The 20841-nt window shown below is 44.1% G+C and carries 20 protein-coding genes; 16 read left to right on the plus strand and 4 right to left on the minus strand.

Annotation, left to right across the window (positions count from 1 at the left end; translation table 11 throughout):
• Positions 1 to 42: 42 nt before the first annotated feature.
• Both IJE10_10670 and IJE10_10675 read left to right on the plus strand, forming a co-directional pair.
• Positions 43 to 2946, plus strand: coding sequence for an S-layer homology domain-containing protein (locus IJE10_10670; protein ID MBQ2968565.1), 2904 nt, complete (start codon positions 43 to 45; stop codon positions 2944 to 2946).
• 59 nt (positions 2947 to 3005) lie between these two features.
• Positions 3006 to 4202 carry a hypothetical protein gene (locus IJE10_10675; GenBank protein MBQ2968566.1) on the plus strand — a complete coding sequence of 399 codons (1197 nt, stop codon included), beginning with the start codon at positions 3006 to 3008 and terminating at the stop codon, positions 4200 to 4202.
• 39 nt (positions 4203 to 4241) lie between these two features.
• Here the strand turns inward: IJE10_10675 and pgeF are convergent, their stop codons facing one another.
• On the minus strand, positions 4242 to 5036 hold the full coding sequence (gene pgeF, locus IJE10_10680) for a peptidoglycan editing factor PgeF (protein MBQ2968567.1): 795 nt from the start codon (positions 5034 to 5036) through the stop codon (positions 4242 to 4244).
• Between the two features lie 117 nt (positions 5037 to 5153).
• Here pgeF and IJE10_10685 point away from each other — a divergent pair, with 117 nt between their 5' ends.
• From IJE10_10685 to IJE10_10705, 5 genes are read left to right on the plus strand one after another with little or no spacing between them, the layout of a single operon-like run.
• Positions 5154 to 6335, plus strand: coding sequence for an FAD-dependent oxidoreductase (locus IJE10_10685; protein ID MBQ2968568.1), 1182 nt, complete (start codon positions 5154 to 5156; stop codon positions 6333 to 6335).
• Positions 6322 to 7113: an alpha/beta hydrolase gene (locus tag IJE10_10690; protein MBQ2968569.1), complete on the plus strand. Its 792-nt coding sequence runs from the start codon at positions 6322 to 6324 to the stop codon at positions 7111 to 7113. The genes IJE10_10685 and IJE10_10690 overlap by 14 nt, the downstream gene beginning before the upstream one ends.
• Before the next feature lie 16 nt (positions 7114 to 7129).
• Entirely contained in the window at positions 7130 to 8338 is a 1209-nt protein-coding gene (locus IJE10_10695) for an HD domain-containing protein (GenBank protein ID MBQ2968570.1), read from the plus strand.
• 2 nt (positions 8339 to 8340) lie between these two features.
• On the plus strand, positions 8341 to 9237 hold the full coding sequence (locus tag IJE10_10700) for a glycyl-radical enzyme activating protein (GenBank protein ID MBQ2968571.1): 897 nt from the start codon (positions 8341 to 8343) through the stop codon (positions 9235 to 9237).
• Between the two features lie 4 nt (positions 9238 to 9241).
• The gene (locus IJE10_10705; protein ID MBQ2968572.1) at positions 9242 to 9706 is read left to right on the plus strand and encodes a transposase; all 465 of its coding nucleotides are present in this window, start codon (positions 9242 to 9244) and stop codon (positions 9704 to 9706) included.
• A gap of 24 nt (positions 9707 to 9730) precedes the next feature.
• Here the strand turns inward: IJE10_10705 and IJE10_10710 are convergent, their stop codons facing one another.
• Positions 9731 to 10810, minus strand: a complete 1080-nt coding sequence (locus IJE10_10710) for an SGNH/GDSL hydrolase family protein (protein MBQ2968573.1) — start codon at positions 10808 to 10810, stop codon at positions 9731 to 9733.
• A gap of 355 nt (positions 10811 to 11165) precedes the next feature.
• Here IJE10_10710 and IJE10_10715 point away from each other — a divergent pair, with 355 nt between their 5' ends.
• The 9 genes from IJE10_10715 (at position 11166) to IJE10_10755 (ending at position 19600) form a co-directional block, all read left to right on the plus strand.
• Positions 11166 to 11792 (plus strand): dienelactone hydrolase family protein, encoded by a 627-nt coding sequence (locus IJE10_10715; GenBank protein MBQ2968574.1) that lies wholly within the window; start codon positions 11166 to 11168, stop codon positions 11790 to 11792.
• Between the two features lie 18 nt (positions 11793 to 11810).
• The gene (locus IJE10_10720) at positions 11811 to 13253 is read left to right on the plus strand and encodes a carbon starvation protein A (GenBank protein MBQ2968575.1); all 1443 of its coding nucleotides are present in this window, start codon (positions 11811 to 11813) and stop codon (positions 13251 to 13253) included.
• Positions 13254 to 13260: 7 nt separating this feature from the next.
• Positions 13261 to 14025 (plus strand): inositol monophosphatase, encoded by a 765-nt coding sequence (locus IJE10_10725; GenBank protein ID MBQ2968576.1) that lies wholly within the window; start codon positions 13261 to 13263, stop codon positions 14023 to 14025.
• Position 14026: 1 nt separating this feature from the next.
• On the plus strand, positions 14027 to 15025 hold the full coding sequence (locus IJE10_10730; GenBank protein MBQ2968577.1) for a hypothetical protein: 999 nt from the start codon (positions 14027 to 14029) through the stop codon (positions 15023 to 15025).
• Between the two features lie 247 nt (positions 15026 to 15272).
• The gene (locus IJE10_10735) at positions 15273 to 15644 is read left to right on the plus strand and encodes a BlaI/MecI/CopY family transcriptional regulator (GenBank protein MBQ2968578.1); all 372 of its coding nucleotides are present in this window, start codon (positions 15273 to 15275) and stop codon (positions 15642 to 15644) included.
• Between the two features lie 5 nt (positions 15645 to 15649).
• The gene (locus tag IJE10_10740) at positions 15650 to 16477 is read left to right on the plus strand and encodes a M56 family metallopeptidase (GenBank protein ID MBQ2968579.1); all 828 of its coding nucleotides are present in this window, start codon (positions 15650 to 15652) and stop codon (positions 16475 to 16477) included.
• Between the two features lie 10 nt (positions 16478 to 16487).
• Complete coding sequence (locus IJE10_10745) at positions 16488 to 17258, plus strand: hypothetical protein (GenBank protein MBQ2968580.1); 771 nt, start codon at positions 16488 to 16490, stop codon at positions 17256 to 17258.
• A 16-nt stretch (positions 17259 to 17274) separates the two neighbouring features.
• Positions 17275 to 18297, plus strand: a complete 1023-nt coding sequence (locus IJE10_10750; protein MBQ2968581.1) for a M23 family metallopeptidase — start codon at positions 17275 to 17277, stop codon at positions 18295 to 18297.
• 328 nt (positions 18298 to 18625) lie between these two features.
• Complete coding sequence (locus tag IJE10_10755; GenBank protein ID MBQ2968582.1) at positions 18626 to 19600, plus strand: S-layer homology domain-containing protein; 975 nt, start codon at positions 18626 to 18628, stop codon at positions 19598 to 19600.
• A gap of 83 nt (positions 19601 to 19683) precedes the next feature.
• Here the strand turns inward: IJE10_10755 and IJE10_10760 are convergent, their stop codons facing one another.
• Entirely contained in the window at positions 19684 to 19998 is a 315-nt protein-coding gene (locus tag IJE10_10760; protein MBQ2968583.1) for a TIGR04076 family protein, read from the minus strand.
• A 256-nt stretch (positions 19999 to 20254) separates the two neighbouring features.
• The gene (locus IJE10_10765) at positions 20255 to 20740 is read right to left on the minus strand and encodes a tryptophan-rich sensory protein (protein ID MBQ2968584.1); all 486 of its coding nucleotides are present in this window, start codon (positions 20738 to 20740) and stop codon (positions 20255 to 20257) included.
• Positions 20741 to 20841 lie beyond the last annotated feature (101 nt).

A 20841-nucleotide genomic window follows, 5' to 3' on the forward strand; every position in this document is an offset into this window, starting at 1 on the left:
TGTGGTAAAATAAAAATGTACATAAAAGAAAGGATGAAAGCTATGAAAAAAATTATAGCTCTGCTTTTGACACTTTGTCTGCTTCTCTCTATCGCACCCGTTGCATTTGCAGAGGAAGGCGTTGAAGATTTGGGCATTTCGCCTAACCATTCGGCAGACACAGTTTTAGAAGGCGAAACAGTTATTCACTTTAAGCAAGCGGCAAGTCAGGGTACCTGGAGCGGTACCGAATCGGTAAAAAACTACGACGGCAAGACTTCCCGCTGGGCAAACGAAAAGGAAGCCGGTCTGCAATTCAGACTGAAAAACATTGACAAGGGTACATATGAAGTATATTACTACATTATTTACCATTCCACCAACGGTGCACAGTGGGATTTTACCGTTGACCACAACGGCAAAACCGACGAAACCTTTGCATACGGCAAAGGTAACGGCATTACCGAATCCTGCTGGACCTCTATCGGTATCTTTGATTTTTCGGGCGACGGCACCGAAAAAGTAACCATGCTCAACACCTCGGGCGGAAATATCCGTGCTTCGGGCTTAAAGCTTGTGCCTACCGACAAGCCGGTGGTAAATCCTGCTATCGCAAGAAAAGCAAAGGCTGAAGCGGAAGCAGAAGCGAAGCGTCTTGAAGAAGAAGAACGCAAAGCCAACATGATTCAGGCAAATCCCTATCCCGGTTTTTCCTACGAAGGCAACTGGAACTTTAGTTCCACCGTTCCGGGGCCCATGGTGCTTGCACCTGCATCCCTCTGGCTTGCAAACGGTCAGGAAACCGATACCTGCACCTATAAGCCGGACATTAAATCGGTAGGTAAAGTTCGAATTGGCGTATATCTCCTTTACTGGCACGAAAATCAGGTAGCTGATGTTAAATATGAAGTGCATCTGGGCGACGGCTCTGTGCAGGAATTCCATTTAGACCCCACAACCGATATAACCAAGAGTTCCTGGGTAACTTTGGGCGAATTTGATTTTGACGGTTCGGGCAAGGAGTTTGTAAAGCTTGTTTGTGTACCGCAGGATAATGAAAAGGGAAATACCAGAGCCTCTACCGTTCGTTTTGAAATTTTGAATTCGGCAGATGATTACAAAACCATCTGGCAAACCGTTTATGTTACCCCCGACGGCTCTGCAGACTTAGAGCGTGCAGAAGCCCTTACCAAAGATCTTGTTTCCTTTACTGACATGGAAGATCATTGGGCAAAATATGATGTAAGTGTTATGGCAACCAAAGAACTGGTTAAAGGTGTGGCAGAGGGCGTTTTCGACCCCGAAAGCACCATTACCCGTGCAGAATTTGTTACCATTTTAGACAGAGCCATGAGCTATGAAATGGTTGAGGGTGAATCCTTTGCGGATGTGGCACAAGACCAGTGGTATGCCCCTTACATTGCAACCGCAAAGCAGAATGGCTTGTTAAACGGTTTGCCCGTAAGTGACGGTTTTAAGCCCGAATCTCCCATCAGCCGTGAAGATATGGCGCTCTTTACCTATAATGCCATTAAGCAACTTGGTAAAAATGATGAATGGCTGCAGGATTTGCCCAACGATTGGGACAATTTTGAAGATACCGAAACCATTTCTTCTTACGCAACAGACGCTCTGAAATATTTAATTCAGGCAGGCATTATCAAAGGTACTTCCGATACCACCGTATCGCCTTTGGAAACCGCAACCAGAGCACAGGCGGCTGTTATCTTAAAGCGTTTTATGGAAGGCTTTGTATGGGCAGGTCCTCCGACAGATGAAGAATGGGTATTGACCTTTAACGATGAATTTGAATACGAAGGCGTAAACTGGGATGTATGGGAATCTGCATCCGCATCTCCCGGTCACATTCTTTCTTCCAGATGGCCTGAAAACATTGCAGTTTATGATGGTGCAATGCATCTTTTAACCAAGAAAGAAGAAAGAGGCGGCAAGCAATGGACAACCGGTGATGCATGGGTGACCCCCAACGTATTCCGTCAGGCATACGGCTACTGGGAAGCTCGTTATAAGTACAACGAATCAGGCGGTATAAACAACGCTTTTTGGATGGAAACCATAAAAGATGGCTATAACTTCGCATCCGATTCGGACCACCGCTTTGAAATTGATATCAATGAAGGTCACTATCCCAACAAGATAAACCAAACCTATCATACTGCAAATGACGGTTCTCTTTCTGACCATCTTGAAGTAGCTTATGACTTATCTGCAGACTATCATACCTACGCATTAAAGTGGGACAAAGATTTCATCTACTATTATTTTGACGGTGAGCTGACTTCCAAAAAGCCCAACATAAACGCAATTGATGTGGTATACCCGATTTTCTCTACCGCAGTATTAAACTGGGCAGGCACACTTGGTCCTAAGGCAGACGGCTCTTCTATGGCCATTGAATATGTTCGTATTTACCAGAGAAGAGAAGATGCGGAAAACAAGGATATCACCAAAATCAACGATCCGTTGCCCAAAAAAGAGGTTGTTGTTGACCCCTTCCCGAAGGTAACCACCGCAGAGCAGCTCCCCGATAACGAAAAATACCCCGGTGAAATCATCATCAAGCCTGAGCTTGAAGGTACCTGGAATACATCCGAGTCACTCCGTTACCCTGACAACTCCGCATCCTATTACCCGAGCGGAGACGGTGCTACCGCCAAATACCCTCTGAAAGAACTGGAAAAAGGCAAATACCGCGTTCTGGCGTGGAGATTGCCGCACTCCATGAATGCCCGTCAGATAAACTATATGATTTGGCAGAACGGCGAGGAATCCTATTTCGGCTCTGTTGCGATCCAACCCGGCTTTGACGATGCAAAGCCCGGATGGGTTGAGGTTGTACCTGAATTTGAATACTCCGGCAACAAGGATGATTATATCCTCTACACCTGGAAACACGAAGGATTGAACTCAAGAGCATTATGGTTCAAATTTGTTCCCATCCAATAAAACCCAAAACCGGAAAGCATTGCTTTCCGGTTTATGTTACAACAATAGGAGGATTACGCATGCGCATTACATACGAAACACACTACCGTTCATCCCGCAAAGACGGACGACACACCGCAACCATGGCAGCATTTTTAGAGCGTCTACGTCAAACCGCTCCGTCCCTTACGGTGCCTGATAACGAAGACCCCGATACCTTTTTAAAATGGCGCGAAAGCTTAAAGCAAAAAGTCTTTGCGCTTTTAAGGCTTGACGTTTTGTTAAAGGAATGCGAGAACCAGCCTTTACCGAAGCAGTTGTCTACAGTGCAAAGGGACGGATACAGAGTAGAAAAGTGGGAATTTTATCCGGATAGCTTTTCTGCCGTTCGTTTTTTAGCACTCATCCCCGACACCGCTTCGCCGGATTCCCCCGTGCCCGGTGTTATGTGTTTTCCGGGTTCTATATTCAGCAAGGAATTCCTGGCAGGTGAACCGCTTTTGGATAAGCCGGTTTGCCGCTTTGAGAAATATCCCGAGCGCAATCGGATGGCTTTGCATATTGTCCGGAACGGCATGGCGGTGTTTGCATTTGATCCCCTCTCCATTGCCGAATGTGCGCTTGATATTGAGGCACCTGCAAACTACGGTTCCACCGCACGCACACAGCTTTGCCACGGTTTGATCCAAAACGGTTTTTCTTATTTTGGGTTGTCTGTTGCCCAAAAGCTTTGTGCTTTGGATTTTATAAAGACCCTTCCCTTTATCGATACAAACAAGCTTGCTGTTTCCGGACATTCCTTAGGCTGTGATGATGCCATGTATATTGCACTCCTGCGGGACGAAATTAAAGCTGTTGTCTTTAATGATATGGTATGTGACGAGCGACACCGTTATTTCTCCACAACCGAGTACGAAGAGGACAAAATGTGCAATCACATCGGCAACTGGCACGAAATACCCGGCAGCTTTCAGTATTACACCCGACCCGATATTCTGGCAGCTTTGGCACCGAAATATCTTGCCCTTAACGAAGGCGGTGCACAAATTTATCTGGATAAAATACAAAAAGCTTATTCGCTTTTCGGGAAAGAAGATCGCCTTTTGATCACCCATTATCCCAAATACCAAAACGCAGATACAAGAAGCAAGCAATATGAACCGCCTGCATTCGGTCTTTCCGATGCTGCATATCTCGCCTTCACAAACACCGATGCGCCCGACCATTCCTTCCGTGCAGAACCGTCTGTCAGATTATTAAACTTAGCTTTCAAATAATTTTATAAATGAAAAGTGCATCATTTCGATGCACTTTTTCTATTTTAATTGTATAAATGTAGCAAAGATACCTCGGTCGGGACCTAAGCCCCGATGGGAATAAAAGGTGTCGCAGTTACAGCAGGTGCAAATGCCCGATTCATAAACCGTAACGCCCAAATCCGAAAGCGTTTTTTTGTTTAATCCGGGTAAATCCAGATAAAATTTGTGATTTTGTTCAAAAATCAGGTCATTATCCGAAAATTTTGCCAAAAACTGCTCATATAAATCCTTTGACACCTCGTAACAGCACTTATGAATGCAAGGGCCAATCAAAGCAATGACATCCTTTGAACTTGTGCCGTATGTCGCCTGCATGGCAGACAATGTTTTAGCACCAAGCCGTCCCAATGTCCCACGCCAACCGCAATGGGCATTGCCGATGGCTTTGTTTTTGGTATCAATCAATGTAACGGGCACGCAGTCTGCGGTATGGATGGCAAGCGGAAGAAGCTTTTCATTTGTAATCAGCGCATCCACATCGGTGTAATCCCTTTCTTTGAATACCCCTTTGCCTGCGTCAAAGCTGCCTGTTTTGCGGACATTTACAGAATGGGTCTGGTTTCCAAGCACCACACGTTTTGGATTCATCCCGAGTGCCTCACAAAAAAGTGTGTAGTTTTTTTGAACATTTTCCTTTGTATCTTTCGTTTTAGAGCCTAAATTGAGCCATTTTAAATGCGCACCCTCCGACACACCGCCAAAACGGGTGGACACCGCATAGTCTATAAAATCCAGCCCCTCTATTTCGGGGAAGGTGTAATAAATCATATTATTCTTTTCTTTTTGAATCACTTTTTTCACCTCGCCCTTTTATTATACACACTTTTTCAAAGAATGACAACACTTTTCTTGCATTTTAAAAAAGGTTGTGATACAATAAAGAAAACTGACATTTTGGAGGGAATTTCCATGCAGACCATTCAGGAAAATTTAAACACCCCCGTGGCTTTTGAAACCGATGTTTTGGTGGCAGGCGGCGGCTTTGCAGGCATTGCGGCGGCACTTTCTGCCGCACGGAACGGGGCGAAGGTACTACTGATTGAAAAAAGCTTTATGTTAGGCGGACTTGGCACTTCGGGACTGATTACCATTTATCTGCCCCTTTGTGACGGTGAAGGGCATCAGGTGTCTTTCAGCATTGCAGAAGAACTGCTTCGCGTTTCCATCAAGCATGGTGCAGAAGACAGATACCCCTCTGCATGGCTGAATGGCGGTACTTTGGAAGAAAAGATTAAAAACCGTTTCTTAGTACAGTATAACGCCCAGAGCACCGCAATTTTGTACGAACAGCTCCTGCGTGAGGCAGGCGTGGAAATCCTTTACGGCACCTCTGTTTGTGCCGTTAAAACCGAAAATCAAAAGGTAACCCATGTGATGACCGAAAACAAGTCGGGCAGACAGGCAATCAAAGTAAAATCTGTAGTAGATGCCACAGGCGATGCGGACATCTTTTGGTTTGCAAACGCAAAAACCGAAAATTTCAAACAGGGCAATATTCTAGCTGCCTGGTATTACTATGTAAAAGACGGAGAATTCGGATTACAGCAACAAGGGGCTTCGGATGTGCCGGACAAAGAAAAAACCGCGGAAAACGCCCCTGCACAGTTGGTAAACCGACGTTTTACGGGGCTTGACGGCAAGGAGCTTTCCGAAATGGTACAGCTTTCCCATGATTTTGTGTTAAATCATGCTTTAGAGCGCGACAGAGCCATTGCAACCATGGCAACCATTCCCCAAATCCGCATGACACGCCGTTTAGAGGGTTTGTATGTGATGGACGATACCGAAATGCATAAAGAATTTTCTGATTCTGTGGGTATGTTTGCCGACTGGAGAAAGCGCGGTCCCTGCTACGAATTGCCCTTCCGTACCCTTTACGGTAAGGATTTGAAAAATGTAATCGGGGCAGGCAGATGTATTTCGGTCACCGATGCCATGTGGGACATTACCCGTGTCATTCCTGTATGCTCGGTAACCGGTGAGGCGGCAGGCTTAGCCGCTTCCATGACAGACGATTTCAGCACATTAAATGTAGCAGATTTGCAAAGTAAATTGGTAGAAAGAGGCGTAAAATTACATGAAGACTTTTAACTTGTGGGAAACCCTCCCCGAAAAAAAGCAGGGCAACACCGTAATAGAATATTATCCTGCCAAAAATAAAGTGACCGATGCCACCGTTATTGTTTTCCCGGGTGGCGGCTATCACCATCGCGCGCCCCACGAGGGGCAGGGGTATGCAGAATTTTTGAACAATAACGGCATGGATGCGTTTGTTTGCCAGTATGCGGTAAACCCAGAGCTTTATCCGCTTCCGCTTTTAGATGCACGCCGTGCGGTACAGTTTGTACGCAAAAATGCAGAAGAATTCGGCATTGACCCGAAAAAAATCGGGGTGATGGGCTCTTCTGCAGGCGGACACTTAGTGGCAAGCCTTTCTACTGTCTTAGATTTTTTCCCCGAAGCACTCACCGCACCCGATGAAACGGACGCTTTGGATTATATTCCTGATTTTCAGATTCTTTGCTATCCCGTTATTTCCTTACTCCCCGACTTCGGCCACACCGGCTCGGGCGACAATCTGTTAGGCAATAACGATTTTGAAAATCCGCTTCGGAAATATCTTGCACCGCACAAGCTGGTGCATGACAAAACACCGCCCGCTTTTATCTGGCACACTATGGAGGATGGTGCGGTACCCGTGGAAAACAGTTTTCATTATGCTTCTGCGCTCCATAAAAAGGGCATTGACGGTGAAGTGCACGTTTTCCCCTTCGGTCCGCACGGCTTAGGGCTTGCCGAAAAAATTCCGCACACCGCACAATGGAGCGGTTTGCTGATTCACTGGCTTAAAATGAAAAACTTTCTCTAAAGGAGATTTTTAACAAATGATTAAACCCGAACTGATTAACCAGATTCATAACGCCACCGTCATTCAGCGCTGGAACGACCATATCCGTCCGTCCACCGGCTTTGCGGAAATTGACAAGCAGGCGCACAAGACCTTTTTTGCCTATGTGCTTGCCAAATGTCAGGCGGAAGAGGACGAAAATTTTAACACCTGCGCTTTGGTGGAAGGTCTGATTTTTGAATTTCTGCACCGAAGCGTTTTAACCGACATCAAGCCTCCCATTTACTATAAATTAAAAAGTAAAATGGGAAACGGTATTGACGAGTGGGTGGCAGATGAGCTTTCCGATTGCATTGACTGCATCCCCGGAGGCTTTGCAGAGCGGTTCCGCCGTTACTACGCAGACCCCGATTACTGCAAAGAAGAAAAGGCAATCATCCAGTATGCCCACTACCTTGCCACCAAATGGGAGTTTGACATCATTTATCCCATGAACATTGGTTTTTATAATATCGAAACCACCCGAAAAGAGGTAAACGACGGGCTTGCCCGTTGCACCTGGTTTGAGGGCAAGAAATATTTCAGCCAGCATCCGCGTCTGACCGACTTTTTAAACCTGATCGGTCAGCTCCGTTTCCAGATGCGCTGGACCGCAACGGCACGCATTCCCCAAACCTCGGTTATGGGACACACCTTAGTGGTTGCGATTTTGTCCTATCTGTTTACGGTCGAGATGGGTGGCTGTGACCAACGAAAGGTCAACAATTTCTTCGGCGGTCTGTTTCATGACCTACCCGAAGTGTTAACCCGCGACATTATTTCGCCTATCAAACGAGGCGTAAAGGGCATTGATAACATCTTAAAGGACATTGAAGACCAGCAGATGCAAAGTGTTGTATTTCCTTTAATGCCCGAAAAGTGGAGAGAAGAAATTTCCTACTTCACCATGGACGAATTTGACTCCAAAATCAAGCTGGACGGTAAGATTCAAGTGTCCAACTCCGACCTTTTGAACGCGGTTTACAACAAAGACGAATTCTGCCCCATTGACGGCGAAATTATCCGCGGTTGTGACCATCTTTCGGCATATATGGAAGCCATTATGTCTGTCAAAAACGGTGTAGAGGCACAGCCTCTGTTGGTGGCACTTAAGAATTTAGCTGCCATTTACAAGGGTAAAAAAATCGGTGGTATTGCGTTTGAGCCGTATTTTAAAAAGGATATTTACTGGACCGAGGTGAAATAACCGTGCAGGGTACCATTTTCAACATTCAGAAATTTTGCATCAATGACGGACCGGGAATTCGTACCACAGTATTTTTAAAGGGCTGTCCGCTCCGCTGTGTGTGGTGCCACAATCCCGAATCCCAAAGGGTTGCACCTGAGCTGATGTTTGACCCCCAAAAATGCATCGGCTGCGGAAAATGCTTTGCAGTTTGTCCGAAAGAAGCCCACAGCATGACAGAAACTGCACACGTTTTAGACCGTGAAAAATGCGTTGCCTGCGGCGCCTGTGCTATAAACTGTTATGCCGAAAGCTTAGAGATGGCAGGCAAAACCGCAACGGTGGACGAAATTTTAGAAGAGGTTATGAAGGATGAGGCATTTTACCAAAATTCCGGCGGCGGCATGACCTTATCGGGCGGTGAGCCTCTGGCACAACCCGAATTTTCGGTTGCCCTTTTAAAGGGGGCAAAGGAAAAAGGGTTACATACCGCAGTGGAAACCTGCGGATTCTCGGCAAAAGAAATTTTTAAATCTCTTGCTGAATACACTGATTTATTCTTATTTGACTGGAAAATCACCAATGATAGCCTGCACAAAGAATATACCGGTGTTTCCAATGTGAAAATTTTGGAAAATTTAGAGCTTGCAAACCAAATGGGCAAGCAGATTGTTCTGCGTTGTCCCATCATCCCTTCCGTGAACGACACAAAAGAACATTTTGCGGGCATTGCAGATTTGGCAAACCGTTTAGAACATGTTATCGGCATTGACGTCGAGCCGTATCATCCGTTGGGAACGGGTAAAAACGAACGGCTGGGCAAGGAAGCAAAAGCCTTTGAAATGCCGGAACCCGACACCGTAAACGGCTGGATTTCCGACATTCAAAAACTAACAGCAAAACCTGTAAAAAAAGGATAAAATTATGGAATTGCTGAAACGAAAACCCACAAGATTAAAAGGATATGATTATTCTGCACCGGGTGTGTATTTCATTACCATTTGTACAAAAGACAAAAAACATCTGTTGTCCGAAATAACCGTAGGGCAGGGGCTTGCTCCTGCCGAAAATACATTGTCTGTATACGGAAATGTTGCAAGACAACAGATTGCTCTTTTAGAAAGCCGTTATCAAACAGTTAAAATTGATAACTTTGTGGTCATGCCCAATCATATACATCTTTTGATTTCTTTGCATAATCAGACGGCAGGAGCAAGCCCCTGCCCTACAATTTCTGATGTTATTTGTTCTTTTAAATCTTTGACAACAAGGTTATGCCGAAAAAGCGGATTTAAAGATACGCATTTGTTTCAATCTTCTTTCCACGACCATATTATCCGAAGTGAAGAGGATTATCAAAAAATATGGGCATACATAGACACAAAATAAAATGTCGCCATATGGCGACATTTTTTATATTAATTTTTTTACATGTTCATAAAGTGCATCTGCCCAAAGGCTACAGCCAAAATCATTAGGATGTCCGCCATATTTTGCTTTTTGCGGACTTTCTTCACTTTCGGAAAGCACGGGACGGTTGTCAAAAAACGCGTCTGCTTTTTTGGCAAGGGTGTTTACAATATACTCGTTTACCGCATTCCACTTAACCGTGTTTTGTGCATCATAGTCAAAGGGCGGAACGGTCTGAATCAGCACCCTCACGCCGTTTTGTTGCAAAGCATCTGTGATTTTGTCTAAATTTTGGCAAATCGCCTCGGGCGAAATGCCCTGCAGAATATCGTTTACCCCAAGGCAGAGGAAAACCCAATCGTTTTGCTTTGCCTTTTCAAGCCATGCACCACAAGACGCCGCATCTCCGCTTCTGGCAAAGCCGATGCCTAAATTCCAGTAGGCATTTTGTTTTCCGAGCTTTTCGGAAAGGAAAGCATTCCAATGGCTGTAGGCATTTTTTGTCGTGCCGCAGCCCTGGGTAATGGAGTCACCCAAATACCCGATTTTGTTTGTTACCTTTCGCTTGCATCCGACCATAGACGGCACGGGCATATTGACATCTCCCTCAAAGGCGTCCCCGTCCTTGCGAAAAGTAGGAACAATGATTTCGGGATGGCATGGAATTCTTTTGCCCCTAAAATCCATTTCCAAACAAAGATAGCTGCCCTCCGGAATGTGCAGTTCAAAGGGGTCGCACCAAAAAGTTTCTCCTTTTTTCACGCTCTTTCCCGGTTCCCGATGAAAGGTAAGGGGAATAAAGGTTTCCGGCTCGGTCGCCTGCTCCATGGTACAGTTTTTTACAACCCCTGCTCTTGCGGACACAATCTCCCATGCACCGAACGCCATATTGCACTTTGAAAAACTGCCGTCGGCATAGGTAGAATCTACCGTATCACCGAAAAGCAGGACATATTCCTTTGTCGCACCGCTAAAGATTTTATAATACACTCTGCCGGTTAAAAGCGACCCGTCGCTTTCAAAAAAGGACTGATTGGCACTGCCGGCAAGGGTGTTTGAAACATATTCCTTATAAAAATCCATAACGCCTTCCTCGCTCTCGTTTTATTTGACATAATCGTAACATATTTTGGTATAAAAAGCAATAAATTTTTTTAAAATTTTGTTTACTTTAAAACCTAACTGTGCTATACTTTAAGCGAGGTGATTGTATGCTGGAATTAGATGCCAAAAAGCTGGCTTTCAACATAGAAAAGCGCATAAAAAACGACATTGAAAGCCAAGAAATCTGCGGTGCGTCGGTTTTGGATAGACCCCGAAAACAAAATTACGGCACTTTACATGAAAAACGCCCACTACGACGGCGGTGCAGGTGCGAAAACTGCAAGAAACTTTGAAGCAGATGTTTATAATTCTATAAAATAAAGGAGATTTTATCATGATCAGAACAGAGTACAGAGACGAAAAATTTGCATTTCCCTTTGTGGCATACACCCCTGAAAAGGTAAAGGACAATTTACCGCTCATCATTCAGCTGCACGGTGTAGGCGAACGCGGAAACGGTGAAGAGGATTTAGCGCTTGTAGATGTCCACGGCTTTTCCAAGCATCTCTTAACTACCGATTACGATTGCATTGTGGTAATGCCCCAATGCCCCAAAGATACGTTCTGGGCAGCAAGAGTGGAATCCATTTTGCGCTTTGTAGAGCAGGTCAAGCAGGCGTTTAAAGCAGACGAAAACCGCGTTTATTTAACCGGCATCAGCATGGGAGGCTTCGGCACCTGGTTTACTGCTATGGCAAGCCCTAAGATGTTTGCGGCAATCGCTCCGGTCTGCGGCGGTGGCATGCCCTGGAATGCAGCCGTTCTGACCATGCCGATCTGGGCAATCCACGGCTCTGTGGACACCGTTGTAAAGCCGTCCTATTCCGAGGATATGATTGAAAAGGTGCAAACCTACAACGAAGATGTAACCTACACCCTTGTGGAAGGGGTGGGTCACAACGTCTGGGATTACACCTATGATGCAAAACTTATGAACTGGTTACTCAGCAAAAAGAAATAAAGTAAAGGATGTGATGAAATGACAACCTTCTTAATTGGTCTTGCTATTTTAGGCATTGGCGGTTTTTTGTATGCCGCTCTTTGTGAGAAAATTTTTAAGCCTGATGACCGACAGACCCCTGCTATCCGCCTGCAGGACGGTGTGGATTATGTACCCATTAAAAAATGGAAGAACAGCCTGATTCAGCTTTTGAACATTGCAGGCACCGGGCCTATTTTAGGACCGATTCAGGGCATTTTGTTCGGGCCGATTGCGTTTATCACCATTCCTATCGGCTGTATCATCGGCGGTGCATTTCACGACTATATGAGCGGTATGATTTCCCTGCGCGAGGACGGCGAGCAAATGCCGGGACTTGTTCAGAAATTTTTAGGCAAACACACCTATATCTTTTACAACATCTTTTTGTGCCTGACCTTAATTTTGGTGGGCGCGGTGTTTGTGTACACCCCCGGCGACTTGTTTATCACACAGATTTTAGGCGTGGAAAGTCTGATTACAAGCCCTGTTACCTGGGTTGTGTACGGTGTTATTTTTGCGTATTATCTGATTGCGACCTTCTTCCCCATTGACAAAATCATTGGCAGAATTTATCCTGTCTTCGGTGCAATTCTGTTAATCTCGGCAGTGGGTGTGGCAATCGGTCTGTTTGTAAAGGGCTATCCTTTAACCGATTTTGATTTTAATAATCCCATCACCCATCCGCAAAATCTGCATTTTGTACCCATCTTCTTTGTGACGGTGGCGTGTGGCATTGTATCGGGCTTTCATTCGACCCAATCGTCGATGGTTGCCCGCACCATGACCCATGAAAAAGAGGGAAAAACCACCTTCTTTTATATGATGCTGTTAGAAGGCTTTATTGCCATGATCTGGGCAGCGGCGGCTATGGGCGTGATGAATTTAGGTCTTGCAGATGCCACCACCGCACCCACAACGGTATGCGGTATTGTGGCAACCGACCTTTTAGGCAATGTGGGCGGTATCATTGCCATTATCGGCATTATTGTTCTGCCCATAACCTCGGGAGATACAGCATTGCGCTCTCTGCGGCTGATTGTGGCGGACACCATAAAGCTTGACCAGAAGAAAATCAGAAACCGACTGGCACTTTGTATTGTTATCTTTGCTTTGGTTGCCGCACTTTTGGTGTTTGCAAAACTGAATGCAGACGGATTTAATATTTTATGGCGTTATTTTGCCTGGGCAAACCAGACCTTGTCCATCTTTGCCTTTGCGCTGATTGCTGTTTACATGATTCGCCATAAAATGCCGTTTTTGCTTTCCCTTATTCCGGGCATGTTTTATATGTTTGTAATTTCAAGCTTTATTCTAAATGCAGATTACGGCTTTAATCTTTCCTGGAATGTAAGCTATGTGCTTTCGGGCATCTTAACCCTTGCCTATGGCGTTGCGGTAACGATTGCCGGCAGAATACAGGCAAAAAATCAATTACAGTGAGGCGGTTATGTTAGAAACTTTAAAACAGATTGTTCTGGAAACCGAAGCCATTTTCTTTAACGACACCTATCGAAGAGATGTGAAAGTAAAGGGCGAATCAGATTTCGTGACCCGTGCAGACTTAGAAATCTCTTCTTTTCTGCATAATAAACTAAAAGAAGCTTTTCCCGAAATCGGCTTTGTTTCGGAGGAAGAAAATACAAAAGTGGAGCTGGGCAGGGACTATTTTATTTTAGACCCCATTGACGGCACCACAAACTTTATGTACCAGATTCCCCTTTGCGGTGTGTCGCTGGGACTTTTGCAAAATGGCGAAATTACCGCAGGCATTATTTATCTGCCCTATGCCAAAGAGCTTTTTTGGGCAGAAAAGGGGAAAGGGGCGTTTTTAAACGGCGAGCAGATTTTTTGTAACAGCCCCGAAAAGCTTTCCGACTGCTTAGGGTTTATAGAGCTGAATCCTTATTTTCGGGAAGATAAAGACCAGGCGTTGCGCCATGCGGAAAAAATCTTCTGCGAATGTCGGGATTTGCGTACCATCGGCTGTGCAGCGGCATCCCTTGCCTACGTTGCCTGTGGCAGAGCGGATGTATTTTTGGGTCGCTACTTAAAGCCCTGGGACTACGCAGCAGGCAAAATCATAGTGGAAGAAGCAGGCGGAAAAGTCACCGACTTAAACGGCCAGTTCCATCCCGAAATTTTAAACAGCCACATTGTTGCGACGTGTGGCAAAGCTTACAACCAATTTTTAAAAGAAATTAAAGGAGCGTAAAATGATGAAAACATACACACAAAATGATGCGCCTCTAAAGGTGTTTGGCATACCTTTTTTCGAAGAAAAACAAGTTTTTGAGCGCTTACCCGAGGATGTTCGGGAGCAGGTGCCTTCCTTAAAATTTTTAGGCAGACGCACACCCGGGGCGCGTATCGGATTTCGCACCGATGCGACTGAAATTACAGTAGAATTCACTTTAGAAACATTAACGCCCGATATCGGCATGGCTCTTTTTTCCTGCCAATCCATCGAGGTTTTAGTAGGAAACCGCCAAAATCCCGAATTTTTGGGACTGGTTACACCCAAAAATTATGAAGAAAAAACCGCATCGAAAACTTTTAAATTAAGCGGAAAAATGCAGGACATTTTATTACTTTTGCCCCGTAACGAGGTTTTGTCGGAGGTAAAGGTGTCTGTACCCGATGAAGCAAAGATAGAAGCCCCCACCCCTTACAAGCACGGGCCGCTTCTGTATTACGGCTCGTCTATTACAGAGGGCGGTTGCTGTTGCAGAATGTCGAATGCCTATAATGCACTTCTTTCCCGCTGGCTGGATGTGGACTATTACAACTTTGGTTTTTCAGGCTCGGCAAAGGGAGAACCCGAAATGGCAGACTACATCAACACCATTGACTTTTCGGCGTTTGTACTGGACTATGACCACAACGCACCCTCTGCGGAGCACTTGGAAAACACCCACTATCCTTTCTATAAAAAAATCCGTGACAAGAATCCCGACATCCCGATTATCATGATGTCCCGTCCAAATTTCGGCTACTGGCCGGACGATGCACAGCGTCGCGATATTGTGCGGAATTCTTATGAAAAAGCAGTTGCGGAGGGCGACAAAAACGTATATTTTGCAGATGGTGAGACTTTCTTCGGCACCGAGGACAGACAAGCTTGCACCATCGACACCGTGCATCCCAACGACTTAGGCTTTTACCGCATGGCAAAAACCCTTTTGCCCATATTCCAAAAAGCTTTGGGAATATAACAAAATCGGGTATAACTTATGGATTTGAAATATGAAAAACAAGTCGGACAACGGCACATATATTTAGATGCGTTAAAAGCTCTGTAGCAAGCTTTAAAAACAGACTACGATACGCTCTTAAATAAAAAAATCGCAGAAATTTCTGCGATTTTTTATTTTCATCTTGACAAATGTAGCTATGTCTGTTATACTACATTCGTAGCTACAAGTGTAATTACACTTACATTCATCACAAGGAGGGTTTTATATGCCGGTAATAAAACAAACCATCACCGACTCAGAATACGCAATTATGTGCATTTTGTGGCGGACAGAAAAAAGTATGACGGTATCCGATGTTGTACAAGCCTTAGACGGAAATGACTGGACAGCCTCTACCGTTTCTACTTTTTTGCAAAGACTTTTAAAAAAAGGAATTATCGCTTGCGATAAAAAAGGAAAAACCAATCTTTACTATCCTCTGCTTAAGCAAACAGACTATGATTTAAGTGAAACTGAAAATTTCCTAGACAAAATTTATAACGGTTCCGCCAAAAATCTGATTGCTGCACTATTTGAAAGTAAAAAACTTTCAGCAGAAGATGTGTCCGATTTAAAAAAAATGTTTGAACTGGAGTGATACTTTTGGACACCATTTTCCAAACAGTTTTAATTTTAAGCAGCCTTGGCTTCGTTTTGACTGCTGTTTTGCTTTGCTTAAAACCCATTACTGCAAAAAAATTTCCTGCTGGATGGCAATATTTTGTATGGCTTGCAGTTCTTTTTTTGATGCTCATTCCCGTTTACCGGCTAATTCCGGCGGAAAAGGCACAGGAATTTGCACCCGTTCCCAAAAACGAAACAGCGCAAAGCAAGCCCCAGTCTGTGGAGCCTTTACAAACAGAAACTTTGTCTTTGCCCGATATCCCACCGACACAGACCACACAGACTGAAAACACAACACACATAACACGACTTCTACATTTTTTGCCTTATCTCTGGCTTTTAGGTGTTTTTGCATTTTTACTGTTTTTTTGTGCGACCTATTTTATTTGTCTCTTTAAAAAACGTAAAAATGCTGTAAGGGTTTCTACAAATCCTTTGTTCGAATACGCAAAGCATCAGCTTAAAATCAAACGCAACATTTCCTTGCGCATGTCACCGGATGTACGTTCCCCTATGTTAGTGGGCGTGCTGTTTCCTGTTGTTTATGTGCCTTGTCGGAATATTTCGGACGAAAGTTTACGTATGATTTTCTTACATGAACTGACGCACTATAAACGGAAAGATTTATTTTTCAAATGGCTCTCTTTGTTTGCAAACGCGATTCATTGGTTTAATCCTTTATCCTATCTGCTTTGTGCAAATATCAGCGAGGCTTGTGAAATTGCCTGTGATATGGCAGTTACCAAAAAGATGTCCGAAGCAGAGCAAAAAGTCTACATGAAAACCATTCTTACTTTAGCAGAATAGGAGGATTTTTATGTTAGAAAAATTATACACAACCAAAATGAGTGCCGGTAAAATTTCTTTGCAAAAACGGTTTACTAAAATCCGTTCACACCATGGAAAAGCAACCCATGTCATTGCTTTTACAGCGGCACTTCTCTTCCTGATTACCATGCTTTTTGCCACAGTCGCCATTGCTTCCGTCGTAAACGAAAAGAAAACGTTCTTTGTCAATGGGAAAGGATATGCCATCAAACCTATCCTGATTGAAAATCAGTTAGAAGTGCATACCGACAGCTACTACGTTCCACTGCGCGATACCTTCGAAGCTCTCGGCTATGAGGTTTACTATGATGTAGACAAAGCAAAATACAAAAAATTTATGGGCAGTTTCACATTTCCGCAGTATGATTCGGAACCATACGTTAAAAAACTGGATGATCCGCTAGTCACCGAAGTTTTTCAAACACCGCAGTATTATTTAAAAGACTTTGTAAAAACCGATGTCGACAAGTACATATATGGTGCCACATACAGATTCAATCAACAAATGCCGATTATTGAAATGGTAAAAGGAACTGAAGTGTGGGCATGTCAGGTCGGCAGCACAAGATATTGCCCGTTTATTCCTGCCGGTGCAGTTGTTCTGATAAATGGAAAAGCCTATATTCCGTTGCGAGCAGTTGCACATATTGTGGGTGGACAAGACAATGTAAAATGGAACAGCGAAAAAAGAGACACATATTTTGAAGGTGTTTTAACCTTTAACGAAAAAGAAAACACTGTAACAATTAATCTTGACTAAGGAGGAATATACGGCTATGTTGGAAAATATCTACACAACAAAAATGAGCACAAACAAAAAAGCATTACAAACTCGTTTTACAAAAATTCGCTCCAAAACAGGAAAGCTTTCTAAACTGATGGCATGTACCATTTCAATTGTCCTTATTTTCTCGGTCATATTTGCAACCGTTGTTCTGGCATCCATAGAAACAACAAAAGGTGTCCCTGCCGAAGACGAACCTATAACACTTTACAGTAAAGGAAATCGCATTGTACTGCAGAACAAGCCTTTTGTTCAAGACAATATAGTGTATCTTCCTCTACGGGAAACTTTTGAAAAGCTTGGCTTTTTTGACATTCCCGGCAACACCTTAGAATGGAAGGATGGCGAAATTTTTATAACCGCCGCTGAAACAGCGGGACAAGCTCCGGTATATTACAGTTTAAAAATAAACAGCGAAGAAATTGGTATTTCACATGAAAAAAACGCTCTGGTTCGTCTCAGTCTGCTTAATCTTGAACCAAGTGGTTCTGCTTTGCTGATTGGGCAGACGACTTATGTGCCTTACGATTTTATCGAATACATGCTTAACCGTGGATTAGGGGTGCGAAACCGACAATACCTCTTTGATTTTGTAATTACGGTAAATACCCCGGAAATTTCTGCAGCATTCCTTTCCCAGAGATTTATCTTGCCATGTGACGGCGAAATTTCTGCCACCTACGGTACACGCGTACATCCCATTACCGGAGAAACCAAAACCCACAACGGCATCGATATTATTGCCCCGGACGGCACACCTGTCGTATCCACTATCTACGGCACAGTTACAACTGTCGGCTATGATGCTGAAAAAGGCAATTATATTATTGTTCAAAAGGATAATGTGCAAACCGCTTATCACCACCTTAAAGAAATCCAAGTTTCAACAGGTGATACCATTCAGCGCGGTCAAATCATCGGCACGGTTGGAAGCACCGGTACTTCTGTCGGCTCATATCTGCACTTTGAAATCCAGATAAACGGAATATATTACGACCCGGAACACGTTTTATGACAAATTCTACTCGTAAACCGAAATCTTTTTTGGTGTGGGTGAACGACCGCGAGAAAATCATCTCAGTCAAATCAGTCCCGGAGGAAATTGCTAAAGGATATGTCAAACAAGAAATGAGTATAGACACTTTAATGCAATTTATATCAAGCGGATATAAAATCGGATAAGCAAAGCACTGCAACAGGCTTTAAAAACAGACTACGATACACTACTTAAATAAAAAATCGCAGAAATTTCTGCGATTTTTTAATGCTTCTCAAATCTCTTTTTCTTGCTAATTTGTTGGATTTGTGTTATAATTTAAAAAACACATCAGGGGGTTTATAAAATGAAGAAAAGCATTTTTGCTTTTGTTATCAGCATAACATTGTTGTTTGCTTCTGTCACTTTAATCCACGCCGCAGGTACACCAAGTACCTGGGCTGTACAGGAAATAGAAGCTGCCACAAAGGACGGCTTAATTACAGACAGCATTTCGGCAAACTATCAGGCATACATCACCCGTGCGCAGTTCTGTGAGCTGGTTTTGAAAGCCTATGAAAAGCTGAGCAACACTTCTGCTGAGATTGGAGATGTGCATTTTAATGACACCGACAATCCCGAAATATTAAAAGCCGCAAACCTTGGTATTGTTACAGGGCATGGTGACGGCAGTTTTGCACCCGATGAAAAAATTACGAGAGAGCAGATTGCAACCATGCTTTCCCGCATGATTGGCAAGGCTGTCCCTTCAGAAAAAACGACTTTCTTTGCGCCTGTCGGCTTTTCGGATTGGGAGCTTATCAGCGATTGGGCAGTTATTCCCTTATGCTTTTTATACGACAAAGGCATCATGCAGGGCACGGGAAAAAACTGTATAAGTCCTAAAGCTAACACCACCTGCGAACAGGCGGTTTTACTTGTATACAGAACTGTCCGAAAATACACCAACACATCGGTTTCATACGACTACGACAGAATTCTTGCCGGCGACTTTTCGCAGTTTGCAGGCAGCTATGTGAATAAAAACGGTGTCACCTTTGTTTTAACGGAAGCCGGAGCGGATTTCGAGCCGGAAAGGGATATTGCAATTTCTTCCAAAGCAGAATATATAACCAAGAATCCTGACGGAAGCTACAGTTGGTCTATTATTTATTATGAAGATGGCCATTCGGTGGAATCGATTGCAGTGGTTCTTTACCCAATTGGCGTTGAGGTTAATAGCATTTACGGAGAGCGTGTACCGACAGATACCAGCACACTCCGCTTATGGGCAGGGCATGATGGGGTGCTCGACAACAATTGGGTCATGTACAAGCAATAACATACTCTTTTTCATTTTCAATCCAAGCAAAATGATAGCAAAAAGCGGTGTAGCCAACATGGTTACACCGCTAAAAATTTGTTTTATGCTTGTTCGTCGGGGAGGGCTTCGATATAAAAGCTCACGGGTCGAAAGCCGTCGTTGCAGGAAATCATGGCGGATTTCGGATTTTTCATCCAGCCGTCATAGAAATTCTCACCGCCGTGGGCAAGGGTCATCACAAAAGGCGACATGCTTTCCCAGGCGCTGTCACAAAGCCCCTCGGGCTTCTCCCAGCCGTTTGTAATGAAAGTTTGCCCTTCCTTTAAATCGCAGGCGTGCTCGATGGGATTTTCATACTTTTCGGACAAATCGGTATACTTTGCCATGCGCATAACCGTGATGCGGCATTTTTTCATACCGCCACCTCCTTTTTCTCTTGTCATTATAACACACCCACCAGAGCTTTTCAAGTATAAATTAAAAGTGATATCACTTTTTAGGGGATAGGAAAAAATGTTTGGAATGGACGAACAGAGCCGATGCCTTAGCATCGGGACACCCAATGCTGTATATAGATACTGCGAGGGCTCGGTTCGTTTATAGCAAAAACGCATTTATCAAAAGAAAACACGCAATGTATTGCGTGTTTTCTTCATTTTGTATCTTTCTTTATCAGTTTAAAATCCAGATGGCAAGGGTTAAGTAGCCAGCAAAGGTAACCCAGACGGCATACGGAATCTGAAGCTTTGCTGCAACGGGCGAAACAAATTTATACGCTCTGATGGTGCGGATGATAAAGAATAACAGTCCCAGAAGCCAGATAAAGGCAAACAAAAACCACCGCAGATTAAAAAACACAATACTCCACCAGAAGTTGAAAAACAGGCTTATGCCATAAAACCACAGTCCGTCTGCCGCCTTTTGCTGATTACGGTTCTGATACTTCCACACAAGCGCCGCGCTGATTCCCATCAACACATACAAAATGCCCCACACAATGGGAAACAGCCAGCCCGGCGGTGATAATGGCGGCATTTTTATTTCGCTGTAAATGTCCATGCTGTTTCGGGTAAAAAATGCCGAAAGACCGCCAATGACCAGCGGAATCAGTATAGAAACTCCAAAAATTTTAATGTTTTGCTTTAAACTGCTTTGCATACATCGCACCCTTTCTTTTTCCGGTACTTTAGTGTATGCGCCCTCTCCTTCTTTTATGCAGTTTTCTCCCTTCCTCACAAAAAAGTGCTATCATGATATCA

The organism is Clostridia bacterium (genome assembly GCA_017410375.1).
Taxonomy (GTDB): Bacteria; Bacillota; Clostridia; order RGIG6154; family RGIG6154; genus RGIG6154.

Coding starts and splice junctions, on each gene's coding strand:
- IJE10_10670 (MBQ2968565.1), top strand. CDS start 43: ATGAAAAAAATTATAGCTCTGCTTTTGACACTTTGTCTGCTTCTCTCT.
- IJE10_10675 (MBQ2968566.1), top strand. CDS start 3,006: ATGCGCATTACATACGAAACACACTACCGTTCATCCCGCAAAGACGGA.
- IJE10_10685 (MBQ2968568.1), top strand. CDS start 5,154: ATGCAGACCATTCAGGAAAATTTAAACACCCCCGTGGCTTTTGAAACC.
- IJE10_10690 (MBQ2968569.1), top strand. CDS start 6,322: ATGAAGACTTTTAACTTGTGGGAAACCCTCCCCGAAAAAAAGCAGGGC.
- IJE10_10695 (MBQ2968570.1), top strand. CDS start 7,130: ATGATTAAACCCGAACTGATTAACCAGATTCATAACGCCACCGTCATT.
- IJE10_10705 (MBQ2968572.1), top strand. CDS start 9,242: ATGGAATTGCTGAAACGAAAACCCACAAGATTAAAAGGATATGATTAT.
- IJE10_10710 (MBQ2968573.1), bottom strand. CDS start 10,810: ATGGATTTTTATAAGGAATATGTTTCAAACACCCTTGCCGGCAGTGCC.
- IJE10_10715 (MBQ2968574.1), top strand. CDS start 11,166: ATGATCAGAACAGAGTACAGAGACGAAAAATTTGCATTTCCCTTTGTG.
- IJE10_10720 (MBQ2968575.1), top strand. CDS start 11,811: ATGACAACCTTCTTAATTGGTCTTGCTATTTTAGGCATTGGCGGTTTT.
- IJE10_10725 (MBQ2968576.1), top strand. CDS start 13,261: ATGTTAGAAACTTTAAAACAGATTGTTCTGGAAACCGAAGCCATTTTC.
- IJE10_10730 (MBQ2968577.1), top strand. CDS start 14,027: ATGATGAAAACATACACACAAAATGATGCGCCTCTAAAGGTGTTTGGC.
- IJE10_10735 (MBQ2968578.1), top strand. CDS start 15,273: ATGCCGGTAATAAAACAAACCATCACCGACTCAGAATACGCAATTATG.
- IJE10_10745 (MBQ2968580.1), top strand. CDS start 16,488: ATGTTAGAAAAATTATACACAACCAAAATGAGTGCCGGTAAAATTTCT.
- IJE10_10750 (MBQ2968581.1), top strand. CDS start 17,275: ATGTTGGAAAATATCTACACAACAAAAATGAGCACAAACAAAAAAGCA.
- IJE10_10755 (MBQ2968582.1), top strand. CDS start 18,626: ATGAAGAAAAGCATTTTTGCTTTTGTTATCAGCATAACATTGTTGTTT.
- IJE10_10760 (MBQ2968583.1), bottom strand. CDS start 19,998: ATGAAAAAATGCCGCATCACGGTTATGCGCATGGCAAAGTATACCGAT.
- IJE10_10765 (MBQ2968584.1), bottom strand. CDS start 20,740: ATGCAAAGCAGTTTAAAGCAAAACATTAAAATTTTTGGAGTTTCTATA.